This window comes from Beduini massiliensis (assembly GCF_000829905.1).
Classification (GTDB): domain Bacteria; phylum Bacillota_I; class Bacilli_A; order Erysipelotrichales; family Coprobacillaceae; genus Beduini; species Beduini massiliensis.
Map to the genome: position 1 here is coordinate 226,809 of NZ_CDPP01000003.1, position 25,389 is coordinate 252,197.

Genomic DNA, 25,389 nt, shown 5'->3' on the forward strand with positions numbered 1-25,389 from the left:
AAAATGAAAATACTATTTCAGTTTGCTGAGTTGTAATTGATTCAGTTGGGTTAATACCCGATGATAGTTATTGGTAGCAAAATCGATAGGTTCAATGCAAAAGATAGGAATCTTACGATCGGTTGCTTTTAAGATGGCAGGCTCTAAATAGGCAATCTGAGGTGCCAGAAGAATGGCGTCAAAATCACTTAACTGATAACGTAAATGATAGATACTGATGGCAACAAAATCGTAATTTAGTTTTTCCAGTTCTACTAATTCAGCCAGCTTGACTGAAAAAAGTGACGTTGATAGACCACCGGAACAACATAACGCTACTTTTATTTTGATTTGATTATTATGATGTAAGATCACTTTATAGAATTCATAAAATAAGTAGCGGCATTGACGAATGTCATTGATATGATAATGCAGATAAAACAAATGCTCTCCGTTTTTATCGATAATTTCTTCTTCAACGAGATTTTCCTTCCAGATTTTAAGATAGGCAGTGGCATTTGTTAAATCAAAGCGGATGATACGTGCGGAATCTCCATGATCAACCGGACTCATTAGGATATGATGCTGGTGAAAGTCGGCTTTTTTACCGATAACCCAATAATAAAACAAATCACTGTAGATACTTTGATAAAATTGATCCATAGATCATCACGCCCCTTTTAATACATTATAGCAACAATTATTGTCGCTATTTCTCATTTTCTTAATTAGTAAAATCTTTTCAAGTATTTCAATAGATTTATTCTAAGAGTATGATACAATAAAAACGAGGTGATAGCATGGCAAAAAAGGTCTATATCATTTCTGATTTGCATGGGCATTATCAGGTGTTCATGAAATTACTGGAAAAGATTCAATTCAGAGATGAAGATGATATGTATATATTAGGCGATGTTTGTGATCGGGGGCCACAGAGCTTGGATATTTATTTTGAAATATTTAAGCGTAAGAATATTCAACTGATCAAAGGAAATCATGAAATCATGATGCGAGAATCGCTTTTAAGAGATAATGATACGACGACAAATCAGTTTAGAATGTGGATAGAAAACGGCGGAAGGAAAACGATTGATAACTATCACCAGTATTTGAATAAGAAAAATATCAGTGAAGAAGAATATAAACAAGTCAGAACTGCTTTTTTAGCGGATATGATCCGTTTTGTAAATGATTGTCCGAGCTTTATTGAAGTTGTGATGAATAAAAAGAAATATGTGCTGATTCATGCCGGAATCAATCCTGAAAAGGGATTATACGATCAAACCGAAGAAGAATGTGCATGGATGCGTGAGTATTTTTATATGAGCAAGGGATTAGCCGGGAAAACGATTATCTTTGGACATACTCCGACTTGCTTTTTACATGGTGAACAGATTTTTGACATTTGGGAAGATCCGATCTTCCATGATAAAATCGGTATTGATGGTGGGCTGGGCAGTTTTGAGGGCGGACAGATCAACTGTCTATGCTTGAACGATATGTCCATCACGACGATAAAAAAAGCAGAAGTTTATACGCAAAATGAGAATGTTTCATAACCGTAATACATACCTTTATTTATGGGTATGTTTTTTTTATAAGTGGTGCTTCGTTTGTGTCAAAAGTCTTAGATTATGTTAATATAAACAAGCCGATAGTTGGAAACAACTAAAAAATAAGCAAAATGGAAGATTTGTTGTAAGGAACAAATAAGAAATTTTGTTTATTTTATTTTCAAATCATATACCACATAAGTAGGAATTATGATATACTGATACCGGCAGGGAAATGTCAAATTATGTTGATTAATGGGAGGATTTATGAAGAATTTACAACAATTTGTAATTGAAAACAACTTTAAAGAGGATAAGCAGCGCAACGCTGTTTACGGTGTTTTTAAAAGCTATCCGGTTGTCGTTGTTTATGATAAGGTACGAAAAGTTTTTTTAATTACAGTAAATGCGAAAGAACCTGAAGGAAGCGATAATCAAAAGAATCGTGATATGTTCAGTGCAATGGCAAAGGAAGTGGCAAACGTCAATTATGTTAGCTACAACGAAGGCATTGTATCAATTAATTTAAAAGACAATAAAAAAACGAGCAGTGAAGCATTAGCTGAAATATTGAAGAAAGTAACAAGCTATTGTCAGTTAGAAGGATTTGTTCACACATGTAAATACTGTGAAAATGAAACGGGATTAGATTTTTACAGCATTCAGGGAAATGTAGAAGTGATTTGTCCGGAATGTTATGAAAAGATCGTGAATGCTACTACAGAAAAATCAGCGAAACCAGAAAAAGTGGATATGGGAGTTGTTGGGGCTGTTTTAGGAGCTTTAATTGGAGGTGCCATTTGGGTAGGGGTTTACCAGTTAGGCTATATCGTAGCCATTGCCGCTTATTTAATGGTCGTATGTGCAGTAAAAGGGTATGAAAAATTTGCCGGGTCTTTATCAAAGAAAGGACTTTGGATTTCGATCATTATCAGTATTGTCGTGTTATTCTTAGCGGAATACGTATGTATCGGAGTTGAAATTTATAAGGTATTTGATGTAACGATATTTGAAGCAATCAAAGCTGTACCAAGCTTTATGGAATTTTCTGAAATTATGGGGGCATTCGTTAAAGATATCGTGATTGGCTATGTCTTCATGGCAATCGCAAGCTTCCGTTATATTTCTTCAATCAATCATTATGTTTCAAATAGCTATGAAGTAAAACGTTTAGACTAAACCGAGGACTCGGTTTTTTCTTTTGCAAAAGAGGTACTGCTTTTGTATAATAAAAGAACAAGGAGGCGCCTATGGAAAAAGCAGTGATATTTGATTTTAACGGAACTTTATTTTTTGATAATGATAAACATATTCAAGCTTGGAATGAGATGTCTTTAACAATACGTCAAAAGGGAATCAGTGAAGAAGAACTGCATACACGATTGAATGGTGTGCCCAATCATCAGATTATTGAATATTTTCTGCAAAGAGAAATCGATGAAAAGGAAAGCAAACGTTATTCTTTAATGAAAGAGGAACTATATCGTCAAGCTTGTTTGGATGATCCGGCTTCGTTTCATTTGGTTAAAGGCGTTACGGAATATTTCGACCTTTTAAAAAAACAAGCCATCCCCTTCACGATTGCCAGTGCATCGATTAAAGAGAATATTGATTTTTTTGTTGAGCACTTCCATTTAGATCGTTGGATGGACCCTGAAAAAATTGTATATGATAACGGCAGTTATACGAGTAAAGAAAAAATGTTTTTAGATGCTGCCAAACTGTTGGACTGTGATATTCAAGAGATTTTGATTTTTGAAGATTCATTGGCAGGTATTCATCATGCTTATGAAGCAGGATGCAGAAAAATAATCGTAGTATGTCCAAAAGAAAAAGAAGAAACATTTAAAGCATTGCCGGGAGTCATACAAACGATTCAAGATTTTAGTGAGATGATGAAATAGGATGAATAGAAAATTAAAAGATTATTTAGAACAAATTATTATTCCCACTTATAGAAATTATGATAAGGGACATGATGAAGCTCATGTTTTAAAGGTGATTGCCAACAGTATGGAAATTGCTAAAGATTATGATGTAAACATGGAGATGGTCTATGTCATTGCGGCATTTCATGATTTGGGGATACCTTTTGGCAGAAAGGATCACCATTTAAGTTCAGCAGTCTTAGCCTACTATGATCATGTTTTAAATGAATGTTTTAGTCCCCAACAGCTTTTGATAATCAAAGAAGCGATTGAGGATCATCGTGCCAGCAATACAACACAACCACGTAGTCTATATGGAAAGATCATTGCCGAAGCCGACCGTGATTTAGAGGTCGATACCATTCTTTATCGAACGTGGCAGTATGGACTGACCCATAATCCTCATCTGGATGAAAAGGAGCAGTATCTTCGCTGCTACAATCATTTAGTGGAAAAGTACGGCGAAGGCGGTTATTTAAAACTATATCTGGAAACAGAAAAAAACAAAGCGGGATTAGAAGCACTGCGTTCACTATTAAAAGATCCGGATGCTTTAAAAGAACGATTTAAAAAGGTATTGAAATAACATAAGAAATAACGATGGAGCATAGCGGCCATCGTTTTTTATTGAATATATAATGGGAGAGCGCTATAATTTTTATAAAAGGAGGGATTTTTGTGACGATTACACAGTTTGCTCAAGATATTTATATTTTAGATGATCAGCGAGTGAGAGAATTTTTGATTTTAGGAAGAGATCATGCCGTATTAATTGATACCGGTTTCTCAGATACTCCTATTCTTGACGAGGTACGAAAAATAACCGCTTTACCTGTTCAAGTAATCTTAACGCATGGAGATGGGGATCATATCGGCAACCTGTCTCAGTTTAAAGAGTGCTGCTTTCATCAGGCAGATGAAGCAAAAATTAATCCGACAATCCCTTTTCATTCTTTAAAAGAAGGGGATATTATCGATATTGGTGATTACCATTTTAAAATCATCGAAATACCGGGACATACATATGGCAGCATTGCCTTATTAGAACTCCAGCATCATTGGCTGATTGTAGGGGATACAGTGCAAAAAGATGGACCGATCTATATGTTTGGTGAGCATCGCAATCTTGATCAATATATCGAAAGTCTAAAGAAATTAGCTAATATGAAAGAGCAAATCCGAACAATTTTGCCAAGTCATCATGACTGTCCGATCTCGCCGGATTATATTGATTATTGTTTAGAGGATGCCAAACGCTTAAAAGATGGTCAACTAGAAAGCAGTCCCCACCCTAAGATGCCTTGTCGGGAATATAGGGGAGTGCATGTTCATTTTTACTATTGAGAAGGGAAACCTTCTTTTTTCTTTAGTAAATATTTAGTAAACTATTGATTTGTTTACTAAAATCTTTTAAGATAAAGGTGAAATGAAAGGGGAATCATAATGGCGACGATTAAAGATATTGCACAATTAGCTCAGGTTTCTCCAGCGACAGTTTCCCGTATTCTTAATCAAGATGCGACGATCTCCGTGACACCGGAAACAAGACAAAAGGTGCTGGAGATTGCTAAAGAGCTCCAGTATACAAAAAAGACAAGGAATCAGATTGGTTCTGTGCCTGCTTTTACGATAGGCATTGTACAGTGGTACAGTTTAGAACAAGAACTGGAAGATCCTTATTATCTGTCTGTACGCTTAGGGGTGGAACGTTACTGTCAGCAAATGGGAATTCCTATTGTTCGTTATTTCAAAAATGATCAGCATCATCCAGACATTAGTCAAAGGGACGGTTTGATCTGTATCGGGAAATTTAGTGAAGATGAGATTTCTTACTTTAAAAGTTGTTGTCAGAATATTTTGTTTGTCGATTTGATTTCAGAAACTATTCGGGAAAATTCAATCGTTCTGGATTTTGATAAAGCCATGCAAGATGTATTGGATTATTTATGCAGTCTTCATCATCGAAAAATCGGATATTTGGGGGGAGAGGAATTTGGCAGTGATCATAAAAAGTTTAATGATGCTCGCTTAAAAGCCTTTCTTCAATATGCTTTACTTCATAATTTGGAAGTTCAGCCGTATATTATGTTGGGACAATATACAAGTGAATCGGGATATCAGATGACAAAGAAAATGATTGAGAAAGGAAATCTGCCGACTGCGTTATTTGCTGCCAGTGATCCGATTGCAATAGGAGCACTAAGAGCAATGCAGGAAGCCGGAATCGAAGTGCCAAAGCAGGTAAGTCTTATTGGTTTCGATGATATCTCTGCTTCCTCATATACGAATCCACCGCTGACAACGGTTCATGCTCCTGCACAGGAAATGGGGGAATATGCAGCTAAATTGGTAGTTTCCAAATTGTTGTGCGATACTTTAATTCCGATGAAGATTTATCTCCCCTGTCATTTAGTAAAACGAGAGACTTGTCAGATAAAGGAGGATCAAAAATGAATCATGAAATCAATCGTCTATTACATTTTGCTTTACAACAACATTTAATAGCAGAAGAAGATTTCGATTATGCAGCGAATTTATTAATGGATGTATTGAAACTAAACGAATTTGAAAAAGAAGAAATCAATGAGCAGTTAAAAGAATGTACGCCAATCTTGGAACTTTTGTTAGATGATGCGTGTCAGCGAGGGCTGATTGAAAATGATACAACACATCGCGATCTGTTTGACACCCGCATTATGAATTGCTTAATGCCGCGGCCAAGTGAAGTGGTTGAGCGTTTTTTAACCCTTTATGAAACGAAAGGTCCAAAGGCCGCTACAGAGGCTTATTATCAATTATCGATCGCTTCAAATTATATTCGTCAATCAAGAGTGGATCAAAATATCAAATGGGTTACGAGCAGTCCGTATGGAAATATTCAAATTTCAATTAATCTGTCAAAACCGGAAAAAGATCCAAAGGAAATTGAAAAAGCAAAATCAATCAAATCAACGGATTATCCAAAATGTTTATTATGTAAAGAAAATGTTGGCTTTGCCGGAGATCTAAAGAAAAATGCCAGACAGACACACCGCATTATTCCGATGAAACTTGATGAAGAACGCTATTATTTGCAGTATTCCCCCTATGTTTACTATAATGAACACTGCATCGTGTTTAATGAACAGCATATACCAATGAAAATCAATGGACAGACATTTTCACATCTGCTTGCTTTTTTAGATATCCTGCCGCATTATTTTATCGGGTCAAATGCAGATTTGCCGATTGTAGGCGGATCTATCTTATCGCACGATCATTTTCAAGGGGGATGTCATCATTTTCCGATTGAAACAGCTGAAGTGTTGGTAGAATATACCTTTGAACACTATCCGTTAGTAAAGGTGGAGATAATGGAGTGGCCATTATCCACGCTGCGTCTTACATCTAAAGATAAAACAGAGTTACTGCAATTAAGTGAACATATTTTAGCTGTATGGCAGGATTATAATGATGAAACGGTGGATATTATCGCCTTTAGCGAGGGTATTCCTCATAATACGATTACACCGATAGCAAGAAAAAAAGATGATTTTTATCAGCTGGATTTGGTGTTAAGAAATAACCGCTGCAATGATGAATATCCGGATGGCATCTTTCATCCACATCCAACAGTGCATCATATTAAAAAGGAAAACATAGGGTTGATTGAAGTCATGGGGCTGGCAATTTTACCGGCACGTCTGGATAAAGAAATGCACTATGTAGAAGAAGCCTTGCTTCAAAAAAGAAATCCGGATGATCCAATATTGGGTGCACATCGAGAGTGGGTTCATACGATTGCCAGTCAGCATACGTATACGAAAGAAAATGTTAAAGAAAAGATTCAAGAGGAAATCGGGAAAGTTTTTATTGAAGTGTTAGAAAATGCCGGGGTGTTTAAATTAAATAAAGAAGGGATAGAAGCATTCAAGAGATTTGTTTCTAATTTGGGATAATATAATGACAAATATCAATATGATACAAAAGGATCCGCAAACGGGAATTGTGGTGGTTAAAATGGAAAGCGATCAGCTTAAAGTAATGGTGACTAATTTTGGCTGTCATCTTATTTCTGTATTGATGCCTGATAAAAACGGGCATTTTGGAGATGTAGTCTTAGGGTTTTCGGATCTTAAAACCTATCAAAAACAAGATAAATTTATCGGTGCCATTGCGGGTAGGGTTGCTAATCGTATTAAACATGGAGAATTTAGTCTAAACGGGAAAGACTATCATTTAGCGCTCAATAATGGACCTAATCATCTTCATGGCGGCTTGATTGGCTTTGATAAAAAGATCTTTGATTATAAGATCGAAGGCAACGCAGTCGTATTTCACTACTTATCGAAAGATATGGAAGAAGGATATCCGGGGAATCTTGATTTAAGCATCACTTATGAGTTGGTTGAAGATACTTTAACGATGCGTGCACATGCAGTTAGTGATCAAGATACTCTGATCAATATCACGAATCACTCCTACTTTAATTTAAGTGATGAAACAGAATTGATCGACCATCATGAACTTATGGTCAAAGCAGATGAGATTGCTTGCATCGATCAGGATGGACTGCCTGATGGTAAATTTTTAAAGGTAGCGGGAACGCCTTTTGATTTCAATGCATTTCGTTGTATTGGAGAAGGTTTGCAGCAAGCACATCCACAGCTTACTTTAGGAAAAGGCTATGATCATCCTTATATCCTAAGCCAATCTCAGGATCAAATCTGTCTGCGACATCCCTTAAGCAAAAGAAAGTTAAGTATCAGTACCAATCTGCCATGTGTTCAGGTATATACGGCTAACTATTTAGATGAAACCCTTATCGGGAAAAAGGGACATCCATATAAGGCCCAAGAAGGAATCTGTTTAGAAACACAATATCTGCCGGATGAAATTCATTTGGCAAAAGAACCAAAAGTTATCTTAAGAAAGGGCGAAAGCTATGATGCTGTGACGGCATATCGCTTTGAGGTGGAAAAATAGTATGAGACAATCTGCATTATTAAAAAAAGAAATAGAAAATCATCACTATGACGAATGTCTTTTAAATCTTTATGTCGATGAAGCAAAATTAGAGAAGCAAAGACAGCGTTATATCAACGCGATTGAACAATTTGAAAACTTATACGGAGAAAGGGAAATCGAGATTTACAGTGCTCCGGGAAGAAGTGAAATCGGTGGAAATCATACGGACCACCAACATGGTAAAGTATTAGCGGCTTCTATTAACTTAGACTGTATAGCAATCGTGGCAAAACGAGAAGATGCCATTATAAAAATTGTTTCTGATGATTTTGATATCAACCCCATTACATTAAATGATCTGTCTGTGAAAGAGGAGGAAAACGGAACCTCTGAAGCATTAATAAGAGGGGTATGTCATCAATTGAAAACATTAGGCTATCAGATTGGCGGATTTGATGCTTATATGACCAGTGAAGTTCTAATGGGGGCCGGACTTTCTTCATCGGCAGCATTTGAAGTGGCCATTGGTTCTATTTTATCCGGATTGTATAATGAGATGACTATTGATCCTGTGGAAATCGCTAAAGTCGGGCAATATGCGGAAAATGTCTACTTTAAAAAGCCTTGCGGACTAATGGATCAGATGGCATCATCGGTCGGATCAATCATATTTATTGATTTCAAAAATATCGATCAGCCGCAAATCCAACGTTTAGACGTGGACTTTCCGACATTTAAACATAGTTTATGTATCGTTGATACGAAAGGTTCTCATGCAGATCTGACAGATGACTATGCTGCGATTCCGGTGGAAATGAAAGAAGTGGCACAAGTATTTGGTCAGCAGTTCTTATGTGATATTTCAGAAGAGGACTTTTATGCTAATTTGAATAAGGTGCATGCTATCTGCCATGACCGTGCATTATTAAGAGCCATTCATCTTTTTGAAGAAAATAAACGTGTTGAAAAAGAAGTCAATGCTTTAAATGCCCATGATTTTGAAGCCTTTAAAAAACAAGTGCAGTTTTCCGGCAATAGTTCATTTAAATATCTGCAAAATGTTTATTCAAATCATGATATTCAAAATCAAAGTATTCCTTTAGGGTTGGTGCTAACAGAAAACTTCTTGCAGGATGCCGGGGTATGCCGCGTGCATGGCGGTGGTTTTGCCGGGACAATTCAGGCTTTCATTCCCGATCATCTTGTTGAAGGGTATCAGTCTTATATTGAAAACTTCTTTGGTCAAGGAACATGTCATATCTTAAAAATCAGAAAACAAGGTGGCGTTAAAGTTATCTAAGATACACAAGTAAATCGTGTAAAAATGGTCTTATTAAAAAAATAGATCATTTTTTTATGAATGAAACAAGTTGGAGTTGAGATATATTTAAAAATGTGTTATTATTATGCTCCTTGAGTAAGGCGGCAGAAGGATGAAAACATGGTGAATTGATAACTAAAGGTTACATTGCTCTGCCATTTTTAGTACTACGATGGTAGTACTTTTTATTTTGTTTAAAAAGAGAGGTGAAAGAATGATTGAATTAGAAAACATTAGTAAGACGTACAAAGTAAGCAGGCGAAATGCCGGGTTTAAAGAAGCCGTTAAATCTTTATTTAAAAAAGAGATGGTCGAAGTGGAAGCCTTAAAAGATATCTCATTTAACATTAATGAAGGTGAAATCGTGGGCTATATCGGTCCTAACGGTGCCGGAAAAAGCAGTACGATCAAGATCATGTGCGGGATTTTAACGCCTGATGGAGGACGCTGTATTATCGATGGTATGGTGCCATGGCTGGATCGCAAAAAGTATGTGAAACAGATCGGCGTTGTATTCGGACAACGAAGCCAATTATGGTGGGATGTTCCGGTAATCGACTCATTTGAATTACTCAAGGATATTTATGAAATTGATGACTCGGTGTATCATCGCAATGTAAAAGAATTAAGTGAATTGCTTCAGTTAGACACACTTTTAAGAACACCGACCCGTTCATTGAGTTTAGGTCAGCGAATGCGCTGTGAGATTGCGGCGGCACTGCTTCACGATCCTAAGATCTTGTTTTTAGATGAACCGACAATCGGATTGGATGCAGTCAGTAAAGTCGCTGTCAGAAATTTTATTAAAAAGATTAACGAAACCCGCCAAACAACCATTATTTTAACGACCCATGATATGCAGGATATAGAAGCTCTGACTTCCAGAATAATCCTGATTGGTCATGGACGTATTTTATTTGACGGCTCTTTAGCAACACTAAAGAAGCGTTATGGGGATTATAAATTTATACGATTAGAACATCGTGGCGGAACCATTCTTCCTAAAGCAGGACTGGTGGTTAATGAAGAAAACCAGCAGATCGTTAAACTTACATTGGATCAAGAAAAGTTAAGTATCAATGAAGCCATCGATTATTTATCAACACAAGTCGATATTCTCGATCTCACGATCGATCCTCCCTTCATTGACGATATCATTATCTCCTTATATAAGGAGTACCACATATGAAAAAGTATTTAAGTTTTTTTAGGATCCGTTTTAATTTATTATTGCAGTATCGGGGAGCCGCTTATGCCGGAATGGTGACCCAATTTTTCTGGGGAATCATGACCCTGCTCATGTTTCATGCTTTTTATGAGGCTGATCCCAATGCTTTTCCGATGACCTTTCGTCAGTTGTCTGCCTATATTTGGATACAGCAATCCACCATTGCTTTACTGATGGTCTGGTTTTTGGAAAATGACATTTTTGAAGAAATCACTTCAGGGGGTGTTGCCTATTCTCTTGTCCGTCCGTTAGATCTTTATACGATGTGGTTTACTAAAAATGCGGCAACCCGTTTGGCAAAAGCCACGTTAAGATTTCTTCCGATTTTATTGATTGCCTCTTTACTGCCTGATCCGTACCGCATGAGTTTGCCAGCCTCCGGACTGAGTTTTATTTGCTTTATAGGAGCGATGCTTTTAGCTTTGATTATTGTAGTAGCGTATTGTATGCTGATATATATTGCGACATTTCATACGATGAATCCAATGGGTATTCGCCTTGTCGCAACATCAATGACCGAATTTTTCTCAGGTGCAATTATTCCGTTAGCGTTTTTACCCACCTATCTGCGTACTTTGTTGGAATGGAGTCCATTTGGATCGATGGTCAACTTTCCTTTACAGGTCTATAATGGTAACATTCAAGGAATGGCATTACTGCAAGGATTACTTCTTCAGTTATTTTGGGCAGTTGTTTTAGTGTGGATAGGAAAATGGTGGATGCAGCAGTCTTTAAAGAAAGTCATTGTACAGGGAGGCTAAAAGATGAAACTTTATTTAAAATATTTTCAGATTCATTTACACAGTCAAATGCAATATAAAGTATCCTTTTTTCTTACTGTTATAGGTCAGTTTATCTTATCTTTTTCCGCTTTTTTGGAAATTTATTTTATGATGACACGCTTTCACACCGTAAATGATTTCCCTTTTGAAGAAGTCTTATTATGTTTTGCGATTGTGATGTTGGCTTTTGCTTTAGCGGAATGCTTTGTACGGGGATTTGATGGTTTTTCTTCGATTTTAGGCAATGGTCAATTCGATCGTATTTTAGTTCGGCCACGCAATATTATTTTTCAAGTCTTGGCCACAAAGATTGAGCTATCAAGAATCGGACGTTTTATTCAAGCTGCCATTATTTTTGCCTATGCCATTCCACGTTGTCAGATTATATGGAGTGCTGATAAGATTTTCACATTGATCTTGATGGTAATTTCCGGTGTTGTCGTATTTAGTGGATTATTTATTATTTATGCCTCCCTATGTTTCTTTACAACAGAAGGACTGGAATTCCTAAATATTTTTACAGATGGCGGCAGAGAGTTTGGGAAGTATCCGTTTTCTATTTATGGGGAAGGTGTTTTAAAGTTATTTACCTATATTATCCCATTAGCTTTATTTCAATATTATCCCTTTTTATATCTGATTGGCAAAACAGAGGATATCAAGTATATGTTAGCACCGCTTATCGCTTTTCTCTTTTTGATTCCATGTTTCATGTTGTGGCATTTTGGATTAAAGCATTATAAATCTACCGGTTCTTAGATTTTTAAAAAATATAAACATTAATAAAAAAAGACAAACAAAGAATGACCACTCTTCTTTGTTTGCCAATCATATAGCGGACGATCTGTCTGCTTTTTTTATTTTAGTAAATTCCTTGTGAGATCATGGCCGCTACGACTTTTTCAAATCCGGCAATATTTGCTCCGGCAACAAGATCATAACCTAAACCATATTTTTCACTTGCTGCTTTGCTGGCAGCATGAATATTCTGCATGATCTGTTTTAATTTTTCATCAACTTCTTCTTTGGTCCAGCTATAACGCATTGAGTTTTGTGCCATTTCCAAAGCGGAAACCGCAACTCCTCCGGCATTTGCTGCTTTGGCAGGACCCAAGATGATTTTATTTGCTTTAAAGAAATTCATCGCTTCCGGACGCGTTGGCATATTGGCTCCTTCAATGACATAGCGTACACCGTTTTTTGCCAATTGTTCTGCTTCTTCTAAACCAATTTCATTTTGCGTTGCACAAGGCATGGCAATATCGCCTTTAAGCCCCCATGGTTTTTGATTTGGGAAAAATTCACAATTAAATTCTTTAGCATAATCCGCTAATTTAACGTCATTAGATTCTCTGATCTTGACTAAAAAATTGATTTTTTCATCCGTATTAATTCCGTTTGGATCATAAATATACCCATCTCTTCCAGAGATTGAAATAACTTTTGCCCCTAATTCTTTTGCTTTTAAACAAACACCCCATGCTACGTTTCCGTAACCGGAAAGAATGATGGTTTTCCCTTCAAAGCTTTCCCCTTTTTCTTTAAGTACTTCTTGAGCATAATACATAGCACCAAAACCGGTTGCTTCCGGACGAATCAAACTTCCGCCATATGGCAATGGTTTTCCGGTTAAGACCCCATTTTCAAATGCACCGCGAATACGACGGTATTGTCCGTATAAATAACCGATTTCACGAGCACCAACACCGATATCTCCAGCCGGAACATCAACATCCGGTCCGATATGACGATACAACTCTGTCATAAAACTTTGACAAAAACGCATAATTTCAGCGTCTGATTTTCCTTGTGGGTTAAAGTCCGATCCGCCTTTGCCACCACCGATTGGCAATGTCGTAAGCGAATTTTTGAAAACCTGTTCAAAACCTAAAAATTTAACGATACTTAGATTTACACTTGGATGAAAACGCAGTCCGCCTTTATAAGGACCAATCGCTCCATTAAACTGAACACGATAACCGCGATTTACTTGCACTTGACCTTGATCATCTGTCCAAGGCACTTTAAACATGATGGCTCTTTCTGGTTCAACGATTCTTTCTAAGATCGCAAGTTTTTCATATTCCGGATGTGCTTCAATGACGGGTGTCAAACTTTCCAGCACTTCCTCTACAGCTTGGCTGAATTCCGGCTCATGGCTGTTTTTTTCTTTCACTTCTTTTAAAACGCGTTCGATATATTTCATAATTCATCCCCCTTGTTTTTCATTTTACTAAAAAAGAGGATATAAATAAAGAGAAAAAGTAAATTTTTTAGAATTAACAAAAAACCGGCATAAAGATACCGGTTTCATTCAAAATTTATTTTTTACTTTGTTCAATGACACGTTTTTGAACGGGCTCAGGAGCGATTTCATAACCTAGAAACTCCATTTCAAAAGTTCCTTGTCCTTGTGTCATTGCTTTAAGATCGATGGCATATTCCATGATTTCATTCTGTGGGACTTCCGCTTCAATCATCACATTTCCGTCTTGATGATCAATGTTGCCGACACGGCCGCGTTTTTTATTAATATCACTCATAATATCTCCGGTATATTTTTCATCGGCGGTAATCATCATTTTAACAAAAGGTTCCAATAAAGCGGGTTTTGCTTTTGCCATCGCTTCTTTAAATGCCATACTGGTAGCGGTTTTAAAGGCTAATTCAGAAGAATCTACATTATGGTAAGATCCATCAATAAGAGTGGCTTTGATCCCAATCACCGGATATCCGGCAAGGACACCTTCTTTTACACTTTCCAAGAGTCCTTTTTCAACCGCAGGGAAGTACGCTCTCGGAACGGCTCCGCCTACGATTTTTTCTTCAAAGATATAGGGTGTATTTAATTGAAGTGAAGGTTCAAACGTGATTTCAACATCGCCATATTGTCCATGACCGCCTGATTGTTTTTTATATTTGGCACGCTGAGTGACGGTAGAACGAATGGTTTCACGATAAGGAATAACAACATCTTGCAAAGTTACATCAATTTTAAATTTTGTTTTTAGTTTGGAGACGATAATATCCAAATGCTGATCGCCCATTCCATAAATCAGCTGTTGTTTTGTTTCCGGATTGGTCTCAAAACGCAGAGTTTGATCTTCTTCTAATAAACGATGAAGGGCATTGGCAATCTTCTCTTCATTATCTTTGCCAACAGGGCGGATTGCTTTAGAATAATAAGGGGTTGGAAATTCAATCGGTTCATAAGCCACACGATATTCTAAAGTACATAAAGTATCGTTTGTTTGAGTATACTGCAGTTTAGTCAAAGCACCGATATCTCCGGCATTCAATTCTGAAGTTTCAATCAGTTCTTTTCCTTTCATAATAAAGAGCTTATTTAATTTTTCGGCTTCTTTTTTATTGCTGTTATAAAGGGTCATACCGCTTTTTAAAGTTCCTGTACAGATCTTAATTAATGAAATACGACCTACAAACGGATCGGCAATCGTTTTAAAAACAAAAGCAGAGGGAGCTAAACTTTCATTATAGCCAATGATATCTTGTTCATTTGTTTCAAGATTATTAACAATAAAGGAATTGCAAGTATCACCAGCCGATGGGAAAAAGGCCACGATTGAATTTAAGATGATTTGAATACCGATTGTCTCTGTTCCACACAGTACCGGAATAATTGTATTATTCATCACTCCTTGACGCAAAGCCCAAGAAATTTCTTCTTTGCTGAAAGGTTCTCCATTAAAATATTTTTCCAACAACGCATCACTTGAATTTGCTACCGCTTCATCAATCATCTCTTTGATTGGATTGACTTCATCCCACATATCCTCTGGTATTTCGGAAGGAACTGTATGATCTCCTTGGAAACGGCGGCCTTCCATTTTGGCGACATTGACATAACCGACCATCTTATTTTCTTCCATGATCGGCACTTGAATAGGGGCAATGGCTTTGCCAAAGGTTTCTTTTAGTTCTGTCAATTTTTGTTGATAAGCGCTGTTGGGATCGTCTAAACCATTAATAAAAATCATTTTGGGCATCCCTTTTGTTTTATTCATGGCCTGAATCGTGCCGACGTTGATGCCTTTGCTGGCAGGCACAATGATTAATGCCGATTCAGCGGCACGAATCGCTTGATTGATTTCTCCCACAAAATCAATGTTTCCCGGTGTATCTAATAAGTTAATCTTACAGTTTTCCCATTCCAGCGGAACAACCGTTGTATTAATTGATATTTTACGTTTAATCTCTTCATTGTCATAATCACTGAGGGTATTTCCATCTGCAATCTTACCGATTTTGCTGATGCTGCCGGCACGGTAAGCCATCGATTCTATAATACATGTCTTTCCGCTGCCGCTATGTCCTAAAACAACAACATTTCCAATTTCATTTGAATGATAAACTCTCATGTTATCACGCTCCTTTAAGTAAGGTTTATCTATAGTTTTATTTTACCATATCTCCTCTTTTAGTAAAGCGCTTTCATGCTATTGCTTAAAATAACTGCCATAATAAATAAGGCAGTTATTTGGTATTCAATTTTTCTTTTAATTCTTTTGGAACAGCAAAACAATGAGTCAGTGTAGCATTTAAAAGCTTGAAGCGTTCCGCATATTTATATGGAGTATTGTATGCCATCATTTCAAATAAGGAATAAAACATTTGTATTTGCTGTTCATCCATTTGTGATTGATGAGCACGAATCGCATCCATCTTTGTTTCTATATAATCGGTGATATCAACAGTTGTATTATCATCACTGGTAAAATAGAAACCAATGATCTTAACGGAAAAAGCATCGGGATGCGGACGATTGTCTTCATAAGGATAATATGGCTGACCACAACGCATAAAGGCTTCACATAATGCTTTACCGGTTTGAATATGCACCGGGTGCATTTCATTTGGTAAATCCGGATCAACTGTAAATATGGCATCCGGTTTTACTTCTCGAATCACTCTGACTAAATCTTTTACCAATTGTTCATGAGTAGCGGGATGTTGATCATGATAACCAAGATCGCCTAAATTGATAGTTCCGGTAATATCCATAGCAGCCTGTGCTTCTTTTTGCCGAATTTCTCCCAGCATTTCGGGAGTGATGGCCGGATCATTGGAACCTCCACGACCTTGAGTGACCGTCAGTCCATAGACTTTCACTCCTTTTTTGACTAAATAAGCCATTGTACCGCCTGCACCGATTTCATTATCATCCGGATGCGGCTGAATGAAGAGAGCTGTTTTGATATCATCCATTTTTGGATAATCTATCATAAAATCCATATACATCTTCCTTTCTTTTTATATAATTGTTTTTTCAAGATGTTCTTTTGTGACTAATGGAAATAAGATTTTATAGTGACGACTTCCAACTTTAAAAGTTAACCGATGTTTTTCGTAACTTGCTTTCTGAATATTTTTTGCACGAATGAATTCATCGCGGCAAATCACCGATTTTTTTGAAACAAACACCCAACGATTCAAATGCCAATACGTTAATATCAATCCTGCAACATGAATCAAAGTTGAGATAGATTCATTCACGACAGATAAAGGAATCAGGAATTGAAGGACAACGTAGATATTAAAAAGATAAACTTCCAGTTTCTGTGGAAGCGATAAAACACGTTTAATCGTACGATCCTGCTTTAATAGTTTTTTAGTTTTTGAATAATCATAGAAATAAATTCCAAACGTAATGATTTTTAATAGTACGATAATAATGATATGAAACATGATGACACCGCCTTTTAAAATATTTTAACATAAATTAAAAAAAATAAGTATATAAAATTAAAACAGTTACACAATAATCTTGAAAGGAAGGTGAGATATATGAATTCAAATAACTCAAGTACTAACAAATTAGTAGTTCCTGGAGCTAAAAATGCTATCGATCAAATGAAATACGAAATCGCTAACGAATTTGGTGTTACATTAGGTGCTGATACAACTGCTAGAGCTAACGGTTCAGTTGGTGGAGAAATCACTAAACGTTTAGTTCAAATGGGACAAAACCAAATTAAAGGATCTTCTCAAAACTAATGATGAAATAGGGCACTCTTGAGTGCTCTATTTTTATTTTTCTCCAAGTCTTATCACACATTCAAGTTTATCAGCTTATTTTTAAAGCGTCATGATATTTTCTGCGGTTTTGTAAAGTTTTTATGAGATGTTCATTAAATTGTTTCTATTTTTGAAAGCGGTTATAATCGAATTCGTTGAAATATTTTAAAAACTCCGTTAGAATAAATGATGAAGGCAAAAAATTGTTTTCAGAATTATAAAAAAAGCTTATTTATTATATGTTTTCGTTGATAATAAACGTATATTGGGAATTGGAGGAAAAATTATGTCAATGATCATTGCAGTCAATGCCGGAAGTTCATCTTTAAAATTTCAACTTTATAAAATGCCTGGATATGAAGTACTGGTTCAGGGGAATGTTGAAAGAATTGGGTTAGAGAGCGGACAGGCTGTTATTAAATACAATGGTAAAAAGGAAGTTGTTCAAGATGTTTTCCCAACACATAAAGAAGGTGTCGATTTTATCTTGAAAGTATTATTGGATTATCATATCATCGCCTCATTAGATGAAATTGAAGCGTGCGGACATCGTATTGTCCACGGCGGGGAATATTTTAATCAGTCAGTCGTTGTAGATGATGATGTCGTAAGTAAAGTAGAAGAATTATGCGAACTGGCGCCATTACATAATCCGGCGCATTTAATCGGGTATCATGCCTTCAAAGAAGCATTGCCTCATAGTCGTCATGTTTTTGCTTTCGATACGGCTTTTCATCAAACTTTAGATAAAGAACGTTATTTGTATGCCTTGCCCTATGAATACTATACCGACTTAGGCGTACGTAAATATGGCGCTCATGGATTAAGTCATCAATATGTATCTCAGCAGGTGATTCAGCATTTAGGAAATCCAAAGCGTTCACGCATTATTGTGTGTCATTTAGGAAATGGAGCGAGTATTTCGGCAGTGGAAGATGGAAAATGTATTGATACATCAATGGGCTTTACGCCATTATCCGGAGTCATGATGGGAACCCGCAGCGGAGATGTCGATCCTTCTATCATGCCGTACTTATGCAAGAAGCTGAATAAAACGGCTCAGGAAGTATTGGATATATACAATAAAAAATCAGGAATGCTGGGCGTATCGGGGATTTCGTCAGATTCACGTGATGTGGAACAAGCATTATTTAAAGAAGGCAATGAACGTGCATTATTGACAGGACTTCTTTATGCTAGAAATGTTTCAAAATATATTGGAAGTTATGTGATGGAATTAGGGGGCGTGGATGTGATTGCGTTTACTGCCGGAATCGGTGAAAATGTGCCTTATTTACGAGCATTGATCATCGATGATGTTGCCAGAGCATTAGGATGTCATATCGATGTGGCATTAAACAATCAGCGCAGTGATGAAAGTCGTGTGATTTCTTTACCATCATCACAAGTAGAAGTCATGGTTGTGCCAACCAATGAAGAATTAGTCATCGTTCGTGATACAGTGCGTCTACTCGGCATTAACGAAGGAGAATAGCGATGAGTATTTTTGACACTATCAAAACTTATCAAAAAGTATGTTTGTATCGTCATGTCAATCCGGATTTTGATGCGTATGGCTCACAATTAGGGATGGCTCATATTTTGCGTCAGCACTTTCCGAAAATGAAGATTATGCTGAAGGGGCAAAGAAATGAAGAACTGCTTACTAAATTAGAAGAGGATGATACATGGGATCACTTTGAAGATGTCAGTGATGCTTTGGCAATTGTATTAGATACAGCTAATCATGAACGTATCGACGGAGAAGATTATCATCAATGTGCAGCCAGAATTAAAATTGATCATCATTTAATCATCGATTCCTTCGGGGATATCAATATTGAAGAGCCCACAAAATCTTCAACGTCACAAATTGTCACCGAACTGTATCAGGCTTATTTTAAAGAACCGATGAATCGTCAAGCAGCAACTTGCTTATATTTTGGGATGATTGCCGATTCTAATCGTTTTATGTATCGCAGTACGGATGGCAGTACATTAAAAGCCGGAGCTTATTTGTTGGATTGTGGAATCGATATGGAAAACATTTACCAAAGAATGTATCTGCGTAAAGAAATTGATCTTCGCATTAATCGTTTCATATTGAATCGCTATGAATCGACGGACAGCGGTATTGCCTACTACACATTGAATCAAGCGGATTTAGATGAATTAGGGATTACCCGTGAACGTGGTTCTGATTATGTCAACATGCTGGCAAATATTCAGGAATTTAAGGTATGGATGGCCATTACTCAAAACTCAGAAGCCAATAACTGGCGTGTCAGTTTAAGAAGCCGCGATGTATCTGTAAATAAAGTCGCTGAACAATTCAATGGCGGCGGACATCAGTTAGCCAGTGGAGCTACGTTGGAGTCCATCAATGATTTGCCAAAATTGATTGCCGCTATTGAGGAACAAATGAAAAGAGATTAAGATTGTAATTGTTTACAATCTTTTTTCTTAGTATAATAGTCATATAAAGTTCAAAAAAATCAGTTATAGTAATAAAAGAATATGTGGAGGCAATATATGAAGACAAAAATATTGGTGGTAGATGATGAGATTCATATTCGTGAATTAATCAAGTTTTATCTGAATAAAGAAGGTTATGAAATTCGTGAAGCAAGCAATGGCGAAGAAGCTTTGGAAATCGTAGAAAATGAGTTTATTGACTTGGCGATTGTCGATGTCATGATGCCGATTATGGATGGCTATGACTTTGTGAAAGAAATGAAAGAAATTCGTGATATTCCGGCGATTATGCTGACAGCCAAAGGAACTTCGGAAGATAAGTTGAAAGGGTTTGATCTTGGGATTGATGACTATGTCGTGAAACCTTTTGATGCACCGGAATTAATGGCACGTGTCAAAACCATTTTAAAACGATACAGTGTCAATGCACAAAACATTATTACGATTGGCAATACGACGCTAGATGGTGATAAATATGAAATTCATTATAAGGGAGAAGTGATTCATTTGCCTTTAAAACAATTTGAATTAGTATTTGAACTCGCTAAAAATCCTAATCAAATCTTCTCTCGTGAACAGCTGATCGAAAGAATCTGGGGAATGGACTATGATGGATTTGATCGTACCGTTGATGTTCACATTAAAAGAATTCGTGAAAATTTAGGACATATCGAGGATTTTAAAGTAGTGACGGTACGCGGACTGGGTTATAAAGTAGAAGTGGAAGCACAGTAGACGATGAAATCCATTTATGGAAAACTGATCCTTGGATTTCTTGTCAGCATTTTAATCAGTTTCTCCTTTGCCGGCTATTTTGTACTTAAAAACAATTCAGAAGAGTTATCGGAATTTACCCGAGTGGAACTGCAGGATGCTACGCGGCTGATTTTAAATCAAATGACCTATGTCGAAGATAGTCAAGTAGGACAGGTGCTTACTAATATATCTGAATCGTTGAATGTGGCGATCCTAGTCAGCCATGATGATTCGGAAATTGTTTACGGACAGTTTAAAAAACCGGATAAATTAGATGAAGCTATCTCTAATTTGAAAGAAAAAAAAGAAGGCTATATCGATATGCGAAATTCCTTCTTTCAAACAGTAGGCACTCATTTTGAAATCGATGGGACACAATATACTTTATTTGTGCAGAAAAATATCTCTCAGCAGGAAAACATTTTTAAACATTCAGCCCTGTTGGCAGTAGGATTTATTTTTATCGTGGGAAGCGTTGTCTTCTTAATCATCGCGGATATCATTGTTAAACCGATCACTCGCTTAACCCGAGCTACTCAGGAATTGGCAAAAGGAAATTATAAAGTCAGTGTTAATTATGTCGGTAATGATGAGATCGGACGATTAAACAAGAGCTTTAACCTGATGGCACAGCAGTTAGGGAAAACCGAGCAAACCCGTCAGCAATTTATATCCGATGTCTCGCATGAGTTTCAAACCCCTTTAACGTCGATCAATGGCTTTGCCACTATTTTAAAAAATGAAGACTTACCTCCGGAACAAAGAGAAAAATATACGGATATTATTTTGTTTGAAAGCCGACGTTTGTCGCAGTTAAGTAAAAATATGCTGCAGTTGACTTTATTAGATGGAGAAGATATCACATTGAATGTGGAAAACTATTCGTTGACGGAACAGTTATACCGTGTCATTTCTTCTTTAGAAGAATTTGCCAAACAAAAAGATATTGAAATAGATGTGAATATTCCTAAAAAAGACATTATGATCAGCGGGGATCAGAACCGTTTAGAACAAGTCTGGATTAACTTGCTGAATAATGCAATCAAATATACAAATGAGGGCGGCTATATATCCGTCAATTTAAAACGCAACAGCAAAGATGTCGAAGTCATGATCAGTGATACGGGGATCGGCATGGATGAGGAAGCACAACGCCATATATTCGAACGCTTCTATCGGGAAGATAAAGCCCGCAGCGTTGGCGGAAACGGATTGGGTTTAGCAATCGTCAAAAGTATTGTCGATCTTCATTTTGGAACCATTAAAGTTAAATCACAAAAAGATGTCGGATCAGAATTTTATGTGAATCTGCCTTATGAAAGAAACAATACTTTAAAAGAAGTCTTTAAATCATATCGTAAAGAAGGATAGAGGAACCCCCTCTATTTTTCTTTCTTTATTTTTAAATTCATTTATTATATAATAATATACTGAGACAAGGGGTGAGCATATGTATTTAAAAAGAATCGAACTGCATGGTTTCAAATCATTTGCTGATCGTGTCAATTTAGAATTCCAACAAGGGATCACCGGAATCATCGGTCCCAATGGCTGTGGGAAAAGCAATATTACCGATGCCATCCGTTGGGTGTTAGGCGAACAATCCGTCAAATCATTGCGCGGAACTTCGATGATCGATGTCATCTTTGCCGGTTCACAGGATCGTAAACCGCAGAATGTGGCAGAGGTTACCCTCGTTTTTGATAACGCCGATCGTTATATTGACAACGATTATCAAGAGATTGAAATTACCAGAAGAATCTACCGTCATAATAATGAAGGAGAATATTTATTAAATAAGCAGTCTTGCCGTTTAAAAGACATTATCGATTTAATGATGGATACGGGATTAGGACGTGATTCTTTATCGATGATCTCGCAAGGTAATATTTCCAGCTTTGCCGATTCTAAACCGGAAGATCGCCGATCAATGTTTGAAGAAGCAGCCGGAGTGGCAAAGTATAAGAAGAGAAAGATCGAATCTTTAAAGCGATTAGAAAAAACGAATGATAATCTAAGTCGTATCAGTGATATTGTCAATGAACTTGAAAAACAGATCATTCCCTTGAAAAAACAAAAGGAAAAAGCAGAACAGTATTTAGCTTTAAGAAAACAATTGGAAGATATTGAGATTGGATTAATTGTGTTTGAATCCAAAGAATTAAAAGATAAAATGGATCAGTTAAAAGCATCGATCGAATCTTTAGAACGTTTTGATCAAGAATACAGTGGGGACTTAGCTTCCAAGGAAGCCATTTTAGAAACGAAGAAAAACAAAATGGTGATGTTGGATAAAGAAGTGGATGAAATGCAAGTTGCCTTAATGCAGGCAATGGAAGAAGTAAATCAGCTATCCACCAGCAAAGTACAAATTGATGAGAAACGTAAACATATTATTGAAAATCAGTCAGGTGCAGATTTGGAACATAAAATCACCTCATTAAAGCAGATGCTGGGTGATATATTAAGCGAGTATAATAACCGTGTCGAACGTTATGACCAATCACAAAAAGAAATCGACGAATTAGAAGCAACGCGTCAGGCAGTCAATAAAAAGATGGAAGGACTGCGCCAACTTCATGAACAGCAAAATTCAAAATATAATGCTCTTAAAACAAAGCAGATGCTTTTAAAAGAGCAACAACAAAACCACAGTAATTATCAGTATGGGGTAAAAACAATTTTATCTTCTTCTATCAATGGGGTCATTTCCGTATTAGAAAAAGTAGTGACACCAAAAACCGGCTATGAACAAGCCATTGGAACAGCTTTAGGGGCGGCTACTCAATTTGTTTTGACCGAAAATCAAAGCAGTGCCCGATCTGCCATTCAATATTTAAAGCAGAATAAAGCCGGGCGTGCTACCTTTTTGCCAATCGATGCTTTGTCTAAACGTACCGTTAGAGAAGAGCATTTATTAGTGGCGAAGAATACAAAAGGATTTTTAGGTATTGCCAGTGAATTTGTAGAATATGAACCTAAATATACAACGGTTATTGCCAATCAATTAGGGAATACTCTGATTGTAGACAGCATGGAAACAGCCAACACATTAGCGAACAGTTTATATTATCGTTATAAAATCGTAACGATTAACGGGGATGTGGTGAATGTCGGAGGATCGATGACCGGAGGGCAAAACCGTCAGCAGCAAAACAGCTATTCGCATAAAAAAGATATGGAAGATATCCAAACGGAGATGACGTCATTAGAAAACAATGTCATTCATCTTAAAACACAGATCAATGAGTTGGATTTAAGCAGTCGTGAATACAGTAATGAACTGCTTCAAAAAAAGATTTCTTTTGCTCGTTTAGAGGAAGAAGTCTCTTCCAAATTATCACAGTTTAAAAGTTTAAAGGCTCAATATGAAACTTTGTCTAATGAAAAACTGGAAGTGAATCAGATCATGAATGATGAAACGGAAAATGACGTTGTGAAACAGTTAAATGCAGCCATTCAAAAACGTGATGATTTAACTGAATCAATTAAAGCAAAGCGTGAAACCCGCATGGGATATGTCAATGACAATGAAGCATTGGAAGAGGAACTGCGCCAGATTCGTAAAGCCATGGCAGATGTGAAGTCAAAACTGATGAATGAGCGTGTGGAATTTACCAAAGTGGAATCACAGCTGAGCAGTAAACTCGCATATTTGAATGAAGAATATAAAATGACATTTGAATATGCAAGCGAAAATTATGGCAATAACGTGTATAATGAAGAAGCGCGCAGTGAAGTGTTCGCTTTGAAAACAGAAATCAAGCGTTTAGGGAATATCAATTTAGATGCCATTGAAGAATATCAACATGTAAATGAACGCTATGAACATTTGAATACACAACGTATTGATTTATTGGAAGCGCAAAACGGTTTATTGAAAGCAATCGATGAGATGGATCATGTCATGGTGACCCGATTTGACGAGACGTTCCATCGAATTAATGATGAATTTAATGAAGTCTTCAGAGCCTTAATGGGCGGCGGACGTGCCTTATTAAAATATACCGATCCTGACAATATTTTAGAAACAGGGATTGATATTGATGTTCAGCCTCCGGGAAAATCGGTGCAGAACATATCGCTTTTCTCCGGTGGAGAAAAGGCTTTGATTGCGATTTCATGTTTATTTGCGATTTTAAAAGTGCGTCCGGTACCTATGTGTATCTTAGATGAAGTTGAAGCGGCATTGGATCAAGCCAATGTAGAACGTTTCGCTAAATATTTAAAAGAATTTGCCGGGAAAACACAATTTATCGTTGTCACACATAGACCGGGAACAATGGAACAGTGTGATATTCTGTATGGAGCTACCATGCAGCAAAAAGGGGTAACGAAACTAATTAGTGTTAAATTTGAAGATGTCGCTGAAACAGTGAACTAG

At 36.8% G+C, this 25,389-nt stretch carries 23 protein-coding genes; 18 read left to right on the top strand and 5 right to left on the bottom strand.

Annotated features, from left to right (window positions below; genetic code table 11):
* Positions 1 to 12: 12 nt before the first annotated feature.
* A complete protein-coding gene (locus BN1225_RS02790; RefSeq protein ID WP_041138290.1) occupies positions 13 to 642 on the bottom strand; it encodes a PTS sugar transporter subunit IIB in 630 nt (209 codons plus the stop codon).
* A gap of 137 nt (positions 643 to 779) precedes the next feature.
* Here BN1225_RS02790 and BN1225_RS02795 point away from each other — a divergent pair, with 137 nt between their 5' ends.
* The 12 genes from BN1225_RS02795 to BN1225_RS02850 all read left to right on the top strand — a co-directional run bounded on the left by BN1225_RS02795 (position 780) and on the right by BN1225_RS02850 (position 12,497).
* Positions 780 to 1,538 (top strand): metallophosphoesterase, encoded by a 759-nt coding sequence (locus tag BN1225_RS02795; RefSeq protein WP_041138291.1) that lies wholly within the window; start codon positions 780 to 782, stop codon positions 1,536 to 1,538.
* Positions 1,539 to 1,799: 261 nt separating this feature from the next.
* Positions 1,800 to 2,711, top strand: coding sequence for a hypothetical protein (locus BN1225_RS02800; protein ID WP_041138292.1), 912 nt, complete (start codon positions 1,800 to 1,802; stop codon positions 2,709 to 2,711).
* Positions 2,712 to 2,782: 71 nt separating this feature from the next.
* Positions 2,783 to 3,436: an HAD family hydrolase gene (locus BN1225_RS02805; protein WP_041138293.1), complete on the top strand. Its 654-nt coding sequence runs from the start codon at positions 2,783 to 2,785 to the stop codon at positions 3,434 to 3,436.
* A gap of 1 nt (position 3,437) precedes the next feature.
* Entirely contained in the window at positions 3,438 to 4,046 is a 609-nt protein-coding gene (locus tag BN1225_RS02810) for an HD domain-containing protein (RefSeq protein WP_041138294.1), read from the top strand.
* 92 nt (positions 4,047 to 4,138) lie between these two features.
* A complete protein-coding gene (locus BN1225_RS02815; RefSeq protein ID WP_041138295.1) occupies positions 4,139 to 4,804 on the top strand; it encodes an MBL fold metallo-hydrolase in 666 nt (221 codons plus the stop codon).
* A 99-nt stretch (positions 4,805 to 4,903) separates the two neighbouring features.
* On the top strand, positions 4,904 to 5,914 hold the full coding sequence (locus BN1225_RS02820) for a LacI family DNA-binding transcriptional regulator (protein ID WP_041138296.1): 1,011 nt from the start codon (positions 4,904 to 4,906) through the stop codon (positions 5,912 to 5,914).
* Positions 5,911 to 7,398 (top strand): UDP-glucose--hexose-1-phosphate uridylyltransferase, encoded by a 1,488-nt coding sequence (locus BN1225_RS02825; protein WP_041138297.1) that lies wholly within the window; start codon positions 5,911 to 5,913, stop codon positions 7,396 to 7,398. The genes BN1225_RS02820 and BN1225_RS02825 overlap by 4 nt, the downstream gene beginning before the upstream one ends.
* 4 nt (positions 7,399 to 7,402) lie before the next feature.
* Complete coding sequence (locus tag BN1225_RS02830) at positions 7,403 to 8,425, top strand: aldose epimerase family protein (RefSeq protein WP_052466273.1); 1,023 nt, start codon at positions 7,403 to 7,405, stop codon at positions 8,423 to 8,425.
* A 1-nt stretch (position 8,426) separates the two neighbouring features.
* Positions 8,427 to 9,707: a galactokinase gene (locus BN1225_RS02835; protein WP_041138298.1), complete on the top strand. Its 1,281-nt coding sequence runs from the start codon at positions 8,427 to 8,429 to the stop codon at positions 9,705 to 9,707.
* A 235-nt stretch (positions 9,708 to 9,942) separates the two neighbouring features.
* On the top strand, positions 9,943 to 10,917 hold the full coding sequence (locus BN1225_RS02840) for an ABC transporter ATP-binding protein (protein WP_041138299.1): 975 nt from the start codon (positions 9,943 to 9,945) through the stop codon (positions 10,915 to 10,917).
* Positions 10,914 to 11,717, top strand: coding sequence for an ABC transporter permease (locus BN1225_RS02845; protein WP_041138300.1), 804 nt, complete (start codon positions 10,914 to 10,916; stop codon positions 11,715 to 11,717). The genes BN1225_RS02840 and BN1225_RS02845 overlap by 4 nt, the downstream gene beginning before the upstream one ends.
* 3 nt (positions 11,718 to 11,720) lie before the next feature.
* Positions 11,721 to 12,497 carry an ABC transporter permease gene (locus tag BN1225_RS02850; RefSeq protein ID WP_041138301.1) on the top strand — a complete coding sequence of 259 codons (777 nt, stop codon included), beginning with the start codon at positions 11,721 to 11,723 and terminating at the stop codon, positions 12,495 to 12,497.
* Between the two features lie 103 nt (positions 12,498 to 12,600).
* On the opposite strand, the gene gdhA is transcribed toward BN1225_RS02850, so the two are convergent.
* From gdhA to BN1225_RS02870, 4 genes are all read right to left on the bottom strand, one after another.
* Positions 12,601 to 13,944 carry an NADP-specific glutamate dehydrogenase gene (gene gdhA, locus BN1225_RS02855; RefSeq protein WP_041138302.1) on the bottom strand — a complete coding sequence of 448 codons (1,344 nt, stop codon included), beginning with the start codon at positions 13,942 to 13,944 and terminating at the stop codon, positions 12,601 to 12,603.
* A 115-nt stretch (positions 13,945 to 14,059) separates the two neighbouring features.
* On the bottom strand, positions 14,060 to 16,117 hold the full coding sequence (locus tag BN1225_RS02860) for an elongation factor G (protein ID WP_041138303.1): 2,058 nt from the start codon (positions 16,115 to 16,117) through the stop codon (positions 14,060 to 14,062).
* A gap of 115 nt (positions 16,118 to 16,232) precedes the next feature.
* Positions 16,233 to 16,991 (bottom strand): PIG-L deacetylase family protein, encoded by a 759-nt coding sequence (locus BN1225_RS02865; protein ID WP_052466276.1) that lies wholly within the window; start codon positions 16,989 to 16,991, stop codon positions 16,233 to 16,235.
* Between the two features lie 18 nt (positions 16,992 to 17,009).
* Complete coding sequence (locus tag BN1225_RS02870) at positions 17,010 to 17,444, bottom strand: hypothetical protein (RefSeq protein WP_041138304.1); 435 nt, start codon at positions 17,442 to 17,444, stop codon at positions 17,010 to 17,012.
* Between the two features lie 99 nt (positions 17,445 to 17,543).
* Between BN1225_RS02870 and BN1225_RS02875 the strand changes: the two genes are divergently transcribed.
* From BN1225_RS02875 to BN1225_RS02900, 6 genes are all read left to right on the top strand, one after another.
* Positions 17,544 to 17,753, top strand: coding sequence for an alpha/beta-type small acid-soluble spore protein (locus tag BN1225_RS02875; RefSeq protein ID WP_041138305.1), 210 nt, complete (start codon positions 17,544 to 17,546; stop codon positions 17,751 to 17,753).
* A gap of 307 nt (positions 17,754 to 18,060) precedes the next feature.
* Positions 18,061 to 19,269 carry an acetate/propionate family kinase gene (locus BN1225_RS02880; protein WP_041138306.1) on the top strand — a complete coding sequence of 403 codons (1,209 nt, stop codon included), beginning with the start codon at positions 18,061 to 18,063 and terminating at the stop codon, positions 19,267 to 19,269.
* A 2-nt stretch (positions 19,270 to 19,271) separates the two neighbouring features.
* The gene (locus BN1225_RS02885) at positions 19,272 to 20,210 is read left to right on the top strand and encodes a DHH family phosphoesterase (protein WP_041138307.1); all 939 of its coding nucleotides are present in this window, start codon (positions 19,272 to 19,274) and stop codon (positions 20,208 to 20,210) included.
* A 96-nt stretch (positions 20,211 to 20,306) separates the two neighbouring features.
* Positions 20,307 to 20,984, top strand: a complete 678-nt coding sequence (locus BN1225_RS02890) for a response regulator transcription factor (protein ID WP_041138308.1) — start codon at positions 20,307 to 20,309, stop codon at positions 20,982 to 20,984.
* Positions 20,985 to 20,987: 3 nt separating this feature from the next.
* Complete coding sequence (locus BN1225_RS02895; protein WP_041138309.1) at positions 20,988 to 22,376, top strand: sensor histidine kinase; 1,389 nt, start codon at positions 20,988 to 20,990, stop codon at positions 22,374 to 22,376.
* Between the two features lie 79 nt (positions 22,377 to 22,455).
* Entirely contained in the window at positions 22,456 to 25,389 is a 2,934-nt protein-coding gene (locus BN1225_RS02900; protein ID WP_041138310.1) for a chromosome segregation protein SMC, read from the top strand.

Coding starts and splice junctions, on each gene's coding strand:
- BN1225_RS02825 (WP_041138297.1), top strand. CDS start 5,911: ATGAATCATGAAATCAATCGTCTATTACATTTTGCTTTACAACAACAT.
- BN1225_RS02840 (WP_041138299.1), top strand. CDS start 9,943: ATGATTGAATTAGAAAACATTAGTAAGACGTACAAAGTAAGCAGGCGA.
- BN1225_RS02865 (WP_052466276.1), bottom strand. CDS start 16,991: ATGGATTTTATGATAGATTATCCAAAAATGGATGATATCAAAACAGCT.
- BN1225_RS02860 (WP_041138303.1), bottom strand. CDS start 16,117: ATGAGAGTTTATCATTCAAATGAAATTGGAAATGTTGTTGTTTTAGGA.
- BN1225_RS02870 (WP_041138304.1), bottom strand. CDS start 17,444: ATGTTTCATATCATTATTATCGTACTATTAAAAATCATTACGTTTGGA.
- BN1225_RS02845 (WP_041138300.1), top strand. CDS start 10,914: ATGAAAAAGTATTTAAGTTTTTTTAGGATCCGTTTTAATTTATTATTG.
- BN1225_RS02890 (WP_041138308.1), top strand. CDS start 20,307: ATGAAGACAAAAATATTGGTGGTAGATGATGAGATTCATATTCGTGAA.
- BN1225_RS02850 (WP_041138301.1), top strand. CDS start 11,721: ATGAAACTTTATTTAAAATATTTTCAGATTCATTTACACAGTCAAATG.
- BN1225_RS02820 (WP_041138296.1), top strand. CDS start 4,904: ATGGCGACGATTAAAGATATTGCACAATTAGCTCAGGTTTCTCCAGCG.
- BN1225_RS02805 (WP_041138293.1), top strand. CDS start 2,783: ATGGAAAAAGCAGTGATATTTGATTTTAACGGAACTTTATTTTTTGAT.
- BN1225_RS02835 (WP_041138298.1), top strand. CDS start 8,427: ATGAGACAATCTGCATTATTAAAAAAAGAAATAGAAAATCATCACTAT.
- BN1225_RS02880 (WP_041138306.1), top strand. CDS start 18,061: ATGTCAATGATCATTGCAGTCAATGCCGGAAGTTCATCTTTAAAATTT.
- BN1225_RS02885 (WP_041138307.1), top strand. CDS start 19,272: ATGAGTATTTTTGACACTATCAAAACTTATCAAAAAGTATGTTTGTAT.
- BN1225_RS02790 (WP_041138290.1), bottom strand. CDS start 642: ATGGATCAATTTTATCAAAGTATCTACAGTGATTTGTTTTATTATTGG.
- BN1225_RS02895 (WP_041138309.1), top strand. CDS start 20,988: ATGAAATCCATTTATGGAAAACTGATCCTTGGATTTCTTGTCAGCATT.
- BN1225_RS02900 (WP_041138310.1), top strand. CDS start 22,456: ATGTATTTAAAAAGAATCGAACTGCATGGTTTCAAATCATTTGCTGAT.
- BN1225_RS02795 (WP_041138291.1), top strand. CDS start 780: ATGGCAAAAAAGGTCTATATCATTTCTGATTTGCATGGGCATTATCAG.
- BN1225_RS02830 (WP_052466273.1), top strand. CDS start 7,403: ATGACAAATATCAATATGATACAAAAGGATCCGCAAACGGGAATTGTG.
- gdhA (WP_041138302.1), bottom strand. CDS start 13,944: ATGAAATATATCGAACGCGTTTTAAAAGAAGTGAAAGAAAAAAACAGC.
- BN1225_RS02875 (WP_041138305.1), top strand. CDS start 17,544: ATGAATTCAAATAACTCAAGTACTAACAAATTAGTAGTTCCTGGAGCT.
- BN1225_RS02810 (WP_041138294.1), top strand. CDS start 3,438: ATGAATAGAAAATTAAAAGATTATTTAGAACAAATTATTATTCCCACT.
- BN1225_RS02800 (WP_041138292.1), top strand. CDS start 1,800: ATGAAGAATTTACAACAATTTGTAATTGAAAACAACTTTAAAGAGGAT.